We start from the raw sequence: 14,076 nt of genomic DNA, 5'->3' as shown, positions 1-14,076 counted from the left end.
AAAAGGCTAATTTCATAATTAGCCTTTTATTTTGTTAGCTATTTTAACAGCGTAATTATTTTAAGCTACCTACCATATCCTCAGGACGTACCCACTCATCAAATTGTTCAGCTGTGACTAAACCTAAATTAATGGCTTCTTCTTTCAATGTTGTGCCATTTTTATGAGCAGTTTTCGCAATTTTGGCGGCATTTTCATAGCCAATATGGGTATTTAAGGCGGTAACTAACATCAAAGACTGTTCTAATTGATGTTTAATTCTCGGATAGTTTGGTTCAATACCACTGGCACAATGTTCATCAAAGGAAACACAAGCATCTGCTAAAAGCTGAGCAGATTGTAAGAAATTGGCAGCCATCACAGGTTTAAACACATTTAATTGGAAATGTCCTTGCGAACCAGCAAAAGAAATGGTGGTGTCATTGCCCAATACTTGTGCACATACCATGGTTAAAGCCTCACATTGGGTTGGATTGACTTTACCTGGCATAATAGATGAACCTGGCTCATTTTCTGGAATAAGAATTTCACCAATACCAGAACGAGGCCCAGAGGCTAATAAACGAATATCATTAGCAATTTTGAATAACGAAACGGCTAATTGTTTTAATGCACCGTGCGTTTCCACAACAGCATCATGAGTTGCTAAGGCTTCAAATTTATTTTCTGCGGTAATAAAAGGTAGCCCTGTAAATTTAGCGATATAGTCAGCGACTTTTACATCATAGCCTTTAGGGGTATTTAATCCTGTTCCTACTGCCGTTCCGCCTAAAGCTAGCTGGCTTAAATGAGGTAAGGTATTTTTCAAAGCCCGTAATCCAAAATCAAGTTGTGCCGCATAAGCAGAAAATTCTTGCCCTAAAGTTAATGGCGTGGCATCCATTAAATGAGTACGCCCAATTTTTACCACATCTTTAAAGGCTTCTGCTTTTTCTGCGAAAGTTTTTTGTAAACGCTCAATACAAGGGATAGTTACTTCAACCACTTTTTTATACGCAGCAATATGCATAGCAGTTGGATAGGTATCGTTTGATGATTGAGATTTGTTCACATCATCGTTTGGGTGAATAATGGATTTTTCACCGAGTTTACCGCCATTCAATACATGGGCACGATTGGCAATGACTTCATTAAGGTTCATATTAGATTGTGTGCCTGAACCTGTTTGCCAAATAACTAAAGGAAATTGATCATCAAGTTGATGAGCTAAAATTTCATCACAGGCTTTTGCGATCAGATCACGTTTTTCAGCAGGCAACACGCCTAAATCAGTATTGGCATAGGCAGCGGCTTTTTTTAGATAGGCAAACGCCTCAATAATTTCGTGAGGCATAGAGGCTTCAGGACCAATTTTAAAGTTATTACGAGAACGTTCAGTTTGGGCAGCCCAGTATTTATCAGCAGGAACTTTAACTTCGCCCATTGTGTCTTTTTCAATACGAAATGTCATAATCTTTCCTCTAGGTAAATGAAACAAATCTTACGAAATTCTAACACCTATGAGTTAGAAATAAAATGTAAGGGATGAGGTTTTGTGATTTAGATCATATTAGGATAAGTATTTAAGAAGAAAGAAAATAAAAACGGTGGTAAAAACCACCGCACTTTATAGATACTAAAATGATTTATATTTTATTCATTTTCATTAAAGGTAACATCGTCCTCTTCGTCAACCTCAGCAACACGTTCTAAGCTGACGAGTTGTTCATTATCCACGGTACGGATTAAGCGTACTCCTTGGGTATTACGCCCCACAATGCTTACTTCACTGACACGTGTTCGAACTAATGTTCCCGCATCAGTGATTAACATAATTTGATCGTTTTCCGTCACTTGTGTAGCGGCAACTACTTTACCATTGCGTTCGCTCACTTTGATAGAAATTACCCCTTTAGTATTACGCGATTTGGTTGGGTATTCTTCCAATTTTGTGCGTTTACCATAACCATGTTGGGTGGCGGTAAGGATTTCGCCGTCATTTTTTGGTATAACTAAAGACACCACTTTATCAATATTGAGATCGAGGATTTCTTCGCTGTTATTATCCTCAAGATTTTCCTCCTGCTCTGCACCATTTTCATCATCATTGAGATCATTGGTTAAGGCAAGTTTTATACCTCGTACTCCTGTTGCAATACGCCCCATAGCTCGCACCGCACTTTCACAGAAACGTACTACACGCCCTTGAGCTGAGAATAACATAATCTCGTTGCTACCATCGGTAATATCTACCCCTATTAGTTCGTCTTCATCACGCAAGTTCAAGGCAATAATACCATTGGCTCTTGGGCGACTAAATTCGGTTAAGGCAGTTTTCTTCACGATACCACCTGCTGTTGCCATAACAACAAACTTATCTTCTTCATAAGAAGAAACCGGCAAGATAGCGGTAATACGTTCATTTTGCTCCAAAGGTAAAATATTGACGATTGGACGACCTCTTGCCCCTCGGCTTGCTTGCGGTAATTGATAGACTTTCAGCCAATATAAGCGCCCACGACTTGAGAAACAAAGAATGGTATCGTGGGTATTGGCGACCAATAATTTCTCAATAAAGTCTTCTTCTTTCATTTTGGTGGCGGATTTTCCTTTACCACCACGACGTTGGGCTTCATAGTCGGTTAAAGGTTGATATTTCACATAGCCTTGATGAGAAAGGGTAACAACCACATCTTCTCGTGCAATCAAATCTTCTAAATCAATATCGCCTGAACTGGTGGTAATTTCGGTACGGCGTGGATCGTTGAATTGTTCACGAATTTGCTCTAATTCTTCACGAATCACTTCCATTAAGCGTTCAGGGCTGCGTAAAATATGCAATAATTCACCGATAACATCGATCAATTTTTGATATTCTTCCAGAATTTCATCTTTACCCAGATTGGTGAGTTTCTGTAAGCGTAAGTCCAAAATTGCCTGAGCTTGTACTTCGGTTAAATAATATTTGTTATCACGAATACCATATTCTGCGGATAATTCTTCTGGACGAGCGGCATCAACGCCAGCGGCGGCTAACATTTGTGCCACATGACCGAGTTGCCAACCTTGGCTTAATAAGGCTTGACGAGCGGCTTCAGGATTAGGTGCCTGGCGGATTAACTCAATAATAGGGTCCACATTGGCTAGGGCAATGGCAAGCCCCTCTAAGATATGCGCCCGTTCACGAGCTTTGCGTAATTCAAACACAGTACGGCGTGTTACCACTTCGCGGCGGTGCAACACAAAGGCTTCAATTAATTGTTTGAGGTTAAGTACTTTTGGCTGCCCATGGTCAAGGGCAACAATGTTAATCCCAAAGGTAATTTGTAATTGAGTCAGGGCGTAAAGTTGGTTCAGTAATACCTCCCCAACGGCATCACGTTTTACTTCAATGACAATCCGCATACCTTCTTTATCGGATTCATCACGCAAGGCACTAATTCCCTCAACTTTTTTCTCTTTTACCAAGTCAGAAATTTTTTCAATTAATTTCGCTTTATTCACTTGATAAGGGATTTCATTAACGATAATGGTTTCACGCCCTTTTTCATCGGTTTCAATATGGGCTTTGGCGCGCACATAAATTTTACCACGACCTGTTTTATAGGCTTCTTCAATGCCTTTGCGACCGTTGATTAATGCCGCTGTAGGAAAGTCTGGGCCCGGGATATATTGCATTAATTCATCAATACTAATGTGATTATTATCAATATAAGCTAGACAGCCATCTAATACTTCGCCTAAATTATGGGGCGGAATATTGGTCGCCATACCTACGGCAATCCCTGATGAACCGTTGATTAATAAGGCAGGAACTTTAGTGGGCAACACCTCGGGGATCATTTCTGAACCGTCATAGTTTGGCACAAAATCAACGGTTTCTTTATCTAAATCAGCCAATAACTCATGAGCAATTTTGGTCATTCTTGCTTCGGTATAACGCATTGCCGCAGGAGAATCACCGTCCACAGAGCCAAAATTACCTTGTCCATCAACTAGCATATAACGTAGTGAGAAAGGTTGTGCCATACGCACAATGGTGTCATACACCGCACTATCGCCATGTGGGTGGTATTTACCGATCACGTCCCCTACAATACGGGCGGATTTACGATAAGGTTTATTATAAGCATTGCCACCTTCGTGCATAGCAAATAGTACGCGACGATGAACAGGTTTTAAACCATCACGCACATCAGGCAAGGCACGACCAACAATCACAGACATGGCATAATCAAGATAAGAGGACTTTAATTCTTCCTCAACGCTAACAGGGGTAATATCTTGGGCTAAATCGCTCATTGAGAATTTCCTAAGCTATAAAATTTATGAATAAAAATTGGCGAGATTGTACCATAAATTGTATTATTACCCTAATATTTATCATTCCTTTTTCCGTAAAAGTGCGGTCAAAATTAAAGATATTTTTTAACAACAATAAAGGATCATTATGAAAAATGTTGATCAACAAGAACTTGATAAGTTTGAAAAAATGGCAGAGAGTTGGTGGGATCCTAATGGCGATTTTAAGCCTATCCATTTGTTAAATCCCTATCGCCTTGATTTTATTTTACAACAAGCAGAGGGATTACAGGATAAACAGGTGCTTGATGTAGGCTGTGGTGGCGGTATTTTAGCGGAAAGCATGGCAAAACTAGGGGCAAATGTTACAGGGATTGATCTCTCCACCGCACCTCTAGCAGTCGCGAAACAACATGCACAAAGCCAACAACTTAATATAGATTATCAACAAATTGCCATTGAAGAATTAGCCAGTCAAGCTGCATATCAAAATAAATTTGATGTGATTACTTGCATGGAAATGCTAGAACACGTCCCCGATCCTGCGGCAATTATTGTCCATTGCCAATCATTATTAAAACCTCATGGCAAACTTTTTATTTCTACCATCAATCGTACGTTGAAAGCGTGGGCATTGGTGATTATCGGGGCGGAATATATATTGAAAATGTTGCCAAAAGGTACACATCAATACGAGAAATTTATTAAGCCAGCAGAATTGCTTGCCTATACGGATCAGGTTAATTTAGTTTGCCAGAAAATGGTGGGTTATCATTATAATCCCTTAACAGAAAAATTTTGTTTAAATCAGGATGTGAGCGCAAATTATATGGCGGTGTTTATTCAGAGATAGAAATAATATTTTTGTATATTTGTATTATCTTTTGTAATTCTAGTTTATGGGGATAATATAATTATCAATAATAAGGGTATCTAGTTATGAATAATGAAAATGTGGTTAGGGTATTATATATCTTATTAATGGGATTGGGATTTCCATTAATGAGATTTATGAGTATTCATTTTGATAGCTTAAATAATAATGCAGTTAGATTTATTTCTGGAGGAGTATTATTTCTTATAATATGTTTATGGAAATATCTAGATAAGGTTAAGAGTATTATTTATCAGCCTATAGTAATGTTCTATTTAATATTATTAGCCGTATTTATGACTGCAAATATGTATTTTTTTATTAATGGACTTAAATATACATCGGCTTTATCTGGCAGTATATTTGGTATCATTGCGATGCCTTTATCGATAATTGTTTCTGCGATCTTTTTTCAAGATGAGCGAGAAAGAATAAAACAAAAATATTTTTATATAGGCAGCTCTTTATCGTTATTAGGATCCTTTATCTTTGTAATTTATGGTAATAAGTCTGCTGAGGGAGAGGATTTTTTCCTTGGTGTATTATTTCTTAGTTTTGCCATTTTAATTCAATCTATTCAGAATATTATTGTTAAGTTAGTCTCTAAAAAAATTAGTGTATTTATTATTAGTGCTTCAACAGCGACTTTATCTGGCATAATATTTTTAATCTTAGCTATTTATTCAGGACAAATTTATAGCCTACAACAAGTTAGCATAGGTTTATTAATAGGGCTTTCTTTTGCTGGAATATATGGAATGCTAACTGGAATGTTAATGGCATTCTATATTGTGCAAAAGCAAGGTATTGTTATCTTTAATATTATTCAATTAATGGTGCCTCTATCTACCGCGATTATGGGGTATTTTACTTTAGGGGAAACCCTTACTTTATACCAAGCAATAGGAGCCTGCATAGTAGTATTAGGCTGTGTTTTATCTCTCAAAAAGGAGTAAATAATTATGTATAACTTTGGTGTTATTGGATTAGGACAAATAGCATATATATAGATAAAGATGATAGCAGAAAAATCATTTGGAGCCATATTGGTGCGTATAAGCAGATTGATAATGTAAAAATAGTTGCTATTTGTGATATAAATAAAAATATAGTGCAATCTGTACAAGAAGAATGTGATATTCCTAAGGGTATACTGATTATAAACTAATGCTTTATGAAAATAAATTTGATATTGTTAGTATTTTTACGCCAATTCAAACTCATTTTGATATTATTAAAGAGTATATACAATGTGGAGTAAAGGCGATTTTTTGTGAGAAAACTATTTCTTATTCTTTACAAGAAGCAAATGATATTGCACTTCTATGTTCTAAATATAGTATTGTTTTTGCGGTTAATTATATTTTTAGGTGGGATAATTTAATTCAAGAGATTAAGATGTTATTAGATTCTAATGAAATAGGTAAAATATATTCTTTAACTGGATATGGAGCAACAGCATTACATACAAGCACAAGTCATTTGATAGATTTAATAGTTTATTTTTTTAACTCCAAAGTTAAATATGTATTAGGAGATATTCAAACAGATTTTGCTCGTAATGTTTATGGTGTTGATGAGTATGGAGGAATAGGTATTGTTAAATTTCACTCTGGTATAATTTCTTTTATTAAAGGTACTAGTGTTTCTCCAATGAGCTATATGTTAGAAATAGATATATTGGGAGAAAATGGGCGAATTAAGCTCTACAATAATGGAATGTCTTATGATTTATACAAGTATTCAAATAAAATAAATTCTTCAGGAAGTTCTTACAAGGCTTTACAGTTAATATATTCTAAAAATAATACAGATCCAAATGAAAGAATGATTGATGCTATATTAGATATTATAAATTGTATAGAAAATGGAGGGATACCTGTTTCGAATATTTATACATCAATAGAGTCTATTAAAATAATAGAAGGAATTAGAAGTTCACATTTTAACCAAATCTTGGAATATAATTGATAGTATGATTGTTGTTTGTACAGAATTTCACTAACAAAACCATTGCATTTTATCGCCACTAATCATACACTTATTTTCGTTCTCAATGGGGTGCTGAATGTTTAGCTGAGAAATACCCATAGAACCTGAACTGATTAATATCTGCGTAGGGATTTGAGAAAGTTAAAAAATTTTTCTATTTTTGACCGCACTTAAATTCCTTTAATCTTAATTTAAAGGATTATCTTATGAAAAAATTAAAGACCTTGTTGCTTTCTACCGCATTGGCCGTTTCACCGAATCTCTTGGCAAAAACAACCCCAGTTACCATTTATGCTGAAGAATTTTTTTCCGCAGATTGGGGACCAGCCCCTGTTGTTAAAGCTCAATTTGAACAAAAATACCCACAATGCCAAGCCAATATTGTGCCTTTTGATAGCCGTACTACTTTATTAAATCGTGTGCGTTTAGAGGGAAAAAACACCCAAGCGGACGTTGTGATTGGCTTGGATAATTTTCAGCTAGAGCCAGCAGAAAAATCCGGTTTATTTGTAGCAAATCAAGTGGATCTCAATCAATTATCCTTGCCAATCCCTTGGCAAAATCACACTTTTTTGCCTTATGATTTTGGGCAATATGCCTTTATTTATGACAAAACCAAATTGACTAACCCACCGCAAAGTTTAGCGGAATTAATTGAGCGACAAGATCTTAAGGTCATTTATCAAGATCCACGTACCAGTAGCATTGGGCGTGGGCTATTGGTGTGGTTAAATTTGCTTTATCCTGAGGAACAAATTCCACAACGTTGGCAACAATTAGCGAGCCATACGGTTACGGTAGGAAAAGGTTGGACGGAAACCTATGGGGCATTTTTAAAAGGCGAGGCAGATTTAGTGATGAGCCATAATACTTCGCCGATTTATCATTTATTACAAGAAAACAAAGATCAATATGCCGCCACAGAATTTAGCGATCCTGTGTTATTACAAGTTGAAATGGCTGCCAAAACAATTAAGGGCAAAGATAATCTATGTGCCGAGCATTTTTTAGGCTTTTTATTAAGCCCTGAAGCACAGCAAGAAATTAGCCGTAAAAATGTCATGCTATCTGTGATAGACGCTAAGGTTGATCCTCTGTTTGATCAACTTAAAGCTAAACAATTAAATACAAAAACCCTTGATAGTAGTACAGTAAGTGCTGAGCAAATTAAACAATGGATTAATGTGTGGCAAGCGGCGTTAATTAAATAATGAAACTGCTCACATTAATTCGCAATCCGCAATTTCGTCCGAAGCATTATTTGGGCGGAATGGCGGTTTTATTGCTTTTAGTCTTAGTCTATAGCAATGCCTTACAAGCCATTTTCCGTTTAGAAAGCCCTAAGGCATGGCTTTCTTTATGGGATCCTTATTTACGCCACGTCCTATTTTTTAGCTTTGCACAAGCCTTATTATCGGCAATTTTGTCGGTAATCGGGGGATTGTTATTAGCTAGAGCCTTGTTTTATCAAGATTTTATTGGGAAAAAATGGTTACTTAAATTATTTTCTCTAACCTTTGTTCTACCCTCGCTCGTGGTGATTTTTGGGGTTTTAGGTGTGTATGGCACAAAAGGCTGGCTTGCACAATTTCTTAGCCTTATGGGCATAGAGTGGCAACCTAATATTTATGGCTTAACAGGGATTTTATTAACCCATCTCTTTTTTAATATCCCCTTTGCTTGTCGTTTATTTTTGCCTTGTTTTCAAGCAATCCCAAGCCAACAACATCAGCTTGCGGAACAGTTAAATCTACGAGGCTGGCGATTTATCCGCTGGGTAGAATGGGCATATTTACGTCCGCAAATCCTGCCCGCCCTAAGCCTAATTTTTATGCTATGCTTTACCAGTTTTACCATTGTGCTGACCTTAGGTGGCGGACCGCAATATACCACCTTAGAAGTGGCGATTTATCAAGCGATAGTGTTTGATTTTGATTTAGCCAGAGCATCTTTTTATGCCTTATTACAATTTGTTTTTTGCTTTATGTTATTTGCGATAACCAGTTGGCTTGGTAAACCTGTGAATAATGATTTACAACAATCTACTATTTGGCGAGGAAAACAAAAAAGTGCGGTGCGATATTGGCAAATTTTTTTGATTATCAGCGTTTGCTTATTTATTTTATTCCCCTTATTCAATTTGTTTATGAGTGCCTTAACGTCTAAAGCATTATGGTCTATTTGGCAATCCTCTCAATTATGGCGAGCGATGGGGTATTCTTTAGCGATGGCATTAAGTTCTGCTTGTTTTGCCCTGTTATTAGCCATCGGCTTATTACTCTTATCACGCCGATTATTATGGCTTTATTGGCGAACAGCAGCGAATTTTCTGCTTAACTTTGGTATGTTAATTTTATCCATACCCACCTTATTATTGGCAATCGGATTATTTATTTGGCTACAACATCTTCGTTTTGATGAAATAGCATTATTTTTTATTGTGGTATTGTGTAATGGATTAGCGGCAATGCCGTTCGTTATCCGCATATTATCACAGCCAATGAATCAAAATATGTTGTATTACGAAAAACTTTGCCAATCTTTAGGTATCAAGGGCTGGCAACGTCTGCGTTTAATTGAATGGAATACTTTAGCTCAACCAATCAAATATGCCTTTGCTTTAGCAATGGCATTGTCCTTAGGTGATTTTACCGCCATCGCTTTATTCGGCAATCAACATTTTACCTCATTGCCTTATTTACTTTATCAACAATTAGGCAGTTATCGAGGCGATGAAGCTGCCGTAACCGCAATGATTTTATTATTATTTTGTTTTACCATTTTTGTTTTAATTGAACGTAATAACAAAACAGCGAGTAACCAACAATGATTAAATTAACGCAAGTAGAATTTCATTATCAGGCGATGCCCATGTATTTTGATTTACATATTCCCGCAGGGCAACGTGTCGCCATTATTGGTTCAAGTGGTGCTGGAAAAAGTACTTTATTAAATCTTATTGCGGGATTTGAATTAGCGGAAAAAGGCGAAATTTGTTTAGCCGGGCAAAATTGTAACCAAATTGCACCGCACTTACGCCCCGTATCTATGTTATTTCAAGAAAATAATTTATTTAATCATTTAACGGTTTGGCAAAATATTGGTTTAGGCTTACAACCACATTTAAAATTAAATAAAAATGAACAGCAAGAAGTCGCTCAAGCCTTAGAGGCAGTCGGCTTAACCTCTTTTGCTACACGTCTGCCTACCCAGTTATCAGGTGGACAAAAACAACGGGTCGCCTTAGCACGTTGTTTATTGCGAAATAAACCGATTTTATTGCTTGATGAACCTTTTTCTGCGTTAGATCCCTTGTTACGGGGAGAAATGGCAGAGCTATTAGATAAATTATGCCAAGAAAAAGCATTAACAATGTTGATCGTTACCCATCAACCTAATGAATTAGCAGGAAAAATAGATCGGATTATACGCATTGAACAAGGAAAAGTAATCAATTAATGATAGTCGTTTCAATTTAAAATGAGACAAGGCGGTATGTCGAAGACAGTACAAGTAGTACGGCGAGGCGTACCAACGCTGTATAATTTTAAAGTGGGACGATTATACATAAAAAAATCCCCTTATTATTAAGGGGATTAGGGTTATTTATCACATTTCTCAATATCGTTACATTTTCCGTATAAATACAAACTGTGTGTTTCTAACTGAATACCGTGTTCTTTACTGATTTCACGTTGACGTTTCTCAATAATATCGTCATTAAACTCAAAAACCTTACCGCAATCCACACAAATAATATGATCATGGTGTTCACTTGGGGCTAACTCAAAAACTGATTTATTGCCCTCAAAATTATGACGAATTAAAATTTTTGCTTCATCAAATTGATTTAACACACGATAAACAGTGGCTAAACCGATTTCTTCGCCTTGTTCCAATAGCATTTTATAAATATCTTCAGCAGAAAAGTGCTGAATTTTATTTTTTTGCATCAATGCCAAAATCGTTAAACGTGGCTCAGTGATTTTTAGCCCCGCTTTTTTCAGTAATTTAATATTTTCTTCAGACATGGCAACCTCTTTATTTTGCTTTAACCTTACTTATATTAAGGGTAATAATTCTCAATTTCAACTCTTGATTGTTAAAAATCACTTAATTCACTAATTCAGCTAAACACATTTCATCATAAACTTGCTTAACCCAAGTTTCTACACGTTCTGCCGTTAATTCTGGTTGACGATCTTCATCAATACATAGGCCCACAAAGGTATTATCGTCCACTAAGGCTTGGGACACTTCAAAGTTATAGCCTTCAGTCGGCCAATGCCCCACAATAATAGCGCCATGAGGCTCAATAATATTACGCACTGTTCCCATAGCATCACAGAAATATTCCGCATAGTCTTCCTGATCACCGCAACCGAAAATTGCCACCAGTTTATCAGTAAAATCAATTTGCTCTAAGGTTGGGAAAAAATCGTCCCAATCGCATTGTGCTTCACCATAATACCAAGTAGGAATACCAATCATAATAAAATCATAGGCTTCAATATCTTCTTTACTACTTTTGGCGATGTCACGAATATCAACTAACTCGTTACCAAGCTGTTTTTGAATCATTTTGGCAATATTTTCTGTATTACCTGTATCACTACCGTAAAATAAACCAACAATAGCCATATTAATTCCTTGCTTTTTGAAGTTTCAAATAATCTTGTAAAATTGTTTCAATTAGTTCTGCCCGACTAACATCAAGTATAGACGCTAATTGCTCTAAATCCTGCACCATACTGGTATGCAGTTTTAATTCTACACGTTTTAATCCGCTTGATTTATCACGCTTTAGCTGATTGCGTTTGTTAATTCGCAATTGTTGTTCACGAGGCAACGGATTCGTTTTAGGGCGTCCAACTTTCGGTACATTAGCGAAGAGATCCAAAGTGATACAATCTGCATCTTGTTTTGCCATCGCTTAAACCATTGAATGTACTATAAGGCTCAAAATGAGAATGATAAGCCCCGTTGAGAATGGGCGAACTATAGCATAAATTTTATAGAAAAGAAATATTGAACGATGGGAAAACCCATAAGAGCTTAAGCTAAGATGGGATTTTTACTGAGTGTCGTAGATTAAATTTATCTACATATTATTATTTTTTACAATAATCAATTATTTCTTGTAAATTTATTTTAAATAAAGTAATCTCGCAATCTGTTATTGATAATAATTATTATTACTGAAAATTGATGAGGTTTTAATGAAATTTAAAAAATGCTATTTGTCTTATTGTTGCTCAATGTTAATGGTTGGCTGTGCTTTTGGAGGAGGAAGTACAGAACCTGAGGTCGTCCCTTCTGCAACCTATGTAGAGGAAGGGACAACAGAGAATAAAACCGTTTATAAAACGCCTGTCATTTCAGTACAAGAAGATAATGCTGAAGTGGGATATAGCATAAATGCGCCTATTCCTAAAAATTTATTGATAGAAGCTTCCGATCTTTTTGGCAAAATTCATACACTTAATCCCGATGCACAATATAAAGAAGAAAGTGAGAATAAAGCCAGTTTAAAAATACATTTTATGACTGTGCAAGAAGTAAATGGAACGAAACAATATGTGAAGGAAGAACGTGAAATTCCGTTGTCTTTTGATGGGGATAAATGGAATTATTTATCTTCTTCACAGAAGTTTGAAGGGGGTAAGGCGGTTTATTATTATGATGAATCTGATCCTAACGTCATTATTAAATTATTTAGTAATGATAATACTTTGTTAGGTTTAGTTAGAATTAAAGATAATCAATTTCAAAATGCTAGCTTAATATCTCAAGATGATTACTATGTAACTTCTATTTTTTATAAGGGCTTTGATAAAACCCCTGCTGATAATATTCCTGATAATGGCACTTTTACTTATGAAGGACATTGGTTGTTTGCACATCAATTAAATGGGAGTGATGATTTAAATCCTTATGGGGGAACAGGTGAAGAATTAACAGGAGAAGATAAAGTAACCTTTATCGTTGATTTTAGCCAAAAAACCTTGTCAGGGAAACTGAAATCTAGTTCAGGTGTGAATATTGATTATGATGTTACTGCCGATATTAAAGGTAATAGCTTTTATGGTACAGCTAAGGGAAGTTATAGCGATAAAGAAAATAATCTAGGGCAATTTGTCAACGGTAAGAGTAATTCTGAGGCAATCGTTTTTGGCTCATTTTATGGTAATCAAGCTGAAGAACTTGCTGGACGGGCGCAGGCAAAAGATAACTCTTGGGCAGGTGTTTTTAACGCTAAAAGGGATAATACAGATATTAGTGAATTATATTCAGCGGGGATCTTGAGTTTTGAACAAGAAAAATTACAGGAGATGAAGAAAGTTGATTTTAATGGCGATATTCATCAATTAGTGATTGATGGTACTGTAATTGATCTGAATACACAAGGGGGCAGTTGTTGTAATGAAATGCAATTTGCTCAATATGGTTTATATAGCCAACAAATTAATAATGAAACATCAGGGGGTTATTTTGTACAGGGCAAGCCTACCCCTAATTATCAAATTCCAACAACAGGATCTGCTGAATATGCAGGATATTGGTACGGTAGTGGTACAGGTGTGGGAAATGTAACTGCTAATAAATTTGATGCACGTTTTGTGGCAGATTGGGAAAATAAAAAGCTAACAGGTAATTTATATACTAAAGACCAATTAGTTTCTTCTGAAAATCCTGCGGTCAAATTTGATGCTAATATTCAAAATAATCATTTTTCTGGCACGGCAAATATAAATTGGCAAATTGATAGTTCTAAGGAGGGATTAGGTAACGATCAGGCGATCACTGGTCAGGCTGCGGTACAAGGTATGTTTTATGGTCCTTCAGCAAATGAGTTAGGTGGACATTTCCTCAGTGAGGATAAAAATGTTGGTGGCGTATTTGGTGGAAAACAGGTTGAAAATTAAGGG

General features: G+C 36.1%; 12 protein-coding genes and 1 riboswitch. Of the genes, 7 read left to right on the top strand and 5 right to left on the bottom strand.

The genetic code is table 11. The features are described 5' to 3' along the window. Positions 1-55: 55 nt before the first annotated feature. Positions 56-1,450, bottom strand: coding sequence for a class II fumarate hydratase (gene fumC / locus EV694_RS08075; RefSeq protein WP_132691355.1), 1,395 nt, complete (start codon positions 1,448-1,450; stop codon positions 56-58). Positions 1,451-1,632: 182 nt separating this feature from the next. Continuing rightward, positions 1,633-4,281 (bottom strand): DNA topoisomerase (ATP-hydrolyzing) subunit A, encoded by a 2,649-nt coding sequence (gene gyrA / locus EV694_RS08070; RefSeq protein ID WP_132691353.1) that lies wholly within the window; start codon positions 4,279-4,281, stop codon positions 1,633-1,635. 148 nt (positions 4,282-4,429) lie between these two features. Here gyrA and ubiG point away from each other — a divergent pair, with 148 nt between their 5' ends. The 6 genes from ubiG to thiQ all read left to right on the top strand — a co-directional run bounded on the left by ubiG (position 4,430) and on the right by thiQ (position 10,606). Beyond that, positions 4,430-5,134, top strand: coding sequence for a bifunctional 2-polyprenyl-6-hydroxyphenol methylase/3-demethylubiquinol 3-O-methyltransferase UbiG (ubiG, locus tag EV694_RS08065; protein ID WP_132691351.1), 705 nt, complete (start codon positions 4,430-4,432; stop codon positions 5,132-5,134). A gap of 86 nt (positions 5,135-5,220) precedes the next feature. After that, entirely contained in the window at positions 5,221-6,111 is an 891-nt protein-coding gene (locus EV694_RS08060) for a DMT family transporter (protein WP_132691349.1), read from the top strand. A 211-nt stretch (positions 6,112-6,322) separates the two neighbouring features. Beyond that, entirely contained in the window at positions 6,323-7,126 is an 804-nt protein-coding gene (locus EV694_RS08055) for a Gfo/Idh/MocA family protein (protein ID WP_165865511.1), read from the top strand. Between the two features lie 76 nt (positions 7,127-7,202). After that, positions 7,203-7,296, top strand: a riboswitch (TPP riboswitch). Between the two features lie 57 nt (positions 7,297-7,353). Further along, on the top strand, positions 7,354-8,358 hold the full coding sequence (gene thiB, locus EV694_RS08050; RefSeq protein WP_132691347.1) for a thiamine ABC transporter substrate binding subunit: 1,005 nt from the start codon (positions 7,354-7,356) through the stop codon (positions 8,356-8,358). Continuing rightward, entirely contained in the window at positions 8,358-9,977 is a 1,620-nt protein-coding gene (gene thiP / locus EV694_RS08045) for a thiamine/thiamine pyrophosphate ABC transporter permease ThiP (RefSeq protein WP_132691345.1), read from the top strand. The genes thiB and thiP overlap by 1 nt, the downstream gene beginning before the upstream one ends. After that, the gene (gene thiQ, locus EV694_RS08040; protein ID WP_132691343.1) at positions 9,974-10,606 is read left to right on the top strand and encodes a thiamine ABC transporter ATP-binding protein; all 633 of its coding nucleotides are present in this window, start codon (positions 9,974-9,976) and stop codon (positions 10,604-10,606) included. The genes thiP and thiQ overlap by 4 nt, the downstream gene beginning before the upstream one ends. Positions 10,607-10,749: 143 nt before the next feature. Here thiQ and fur read toward each other — a convergent pair whose 3' ends face one another. The 3 genes from fur to ybfE all read right to left on the bottom strand — a co-directional run bounded on the left by fur (position 10,750) and on the right by ybfE (position 12,077). After that, on the bottom strand, positions 10,750-11,178 hold the full coding sequence (gene fur / locus EV694_RS08035; RefSeq protein ID WP_132691341.1) for a ferric iron uptake transcriptional regulator: 429 nt from the start codon (positions 11,176-11,178) through the stop codon (positions 10,750-10,752). 82 nt (positions 11,179-11,260) lie between these two features. Next, positions 11,261-11,788, bottom strand: coding sequence for a flavodoxin FldA (fldA, locus tag EV694_RS08030; RefSeq protein WP_132691333.1), 528 nt, complete (start codon positions 11,786-11,788; stop codon positions 11,261-11,263). Position 11,789: 1 nt separating this feature from the next. Next, positions 11,790-12,077 carry a LexA regulated protein gene (gene ybfE, locus EV694_RS08025; protein ID WP_132691331.1) on the bottom strand — a complete coding sequence of 96 codons (288 nt, stop codon included), beginning with the start codon at positions 12,075-12,077 and terminating at the stop codon, positions 11,790-11,792. 289 nt (positions 12,078-12,366) lie between these two features. Here ybfE and EV694_RS08020 point away from each other — a divergent pair, with 289 nt between their 5' ends. Further along, complete coding sequence (locus EV694_RS08020; protein ID WP_132691329.1) at positions 12,367-14,073, top strand: transferrin-binding protein-like solute binding protein; 1,707 nt, start codon at positions 12,367-12,369, stop codon at positions 14,071-14,073. Positions 14,074-14,076: the final 3 nt, after the last annotated feature.

It is taken from the genome of Volucribacter psittacicida (genome assembly GCF_004339025.1).
GTDB classification, from domain to species: Bacteria; Pseudomonadota; Gammaproteobacteria; order Enterobacterales; family Pasteurellaceae; genus Volucribacter; species Volucribacter psittacicida.
Note: the sequence above shows the minus strand (reverse complement) of the source record. Positions and strands in the feature narration are given on the sequence as shown.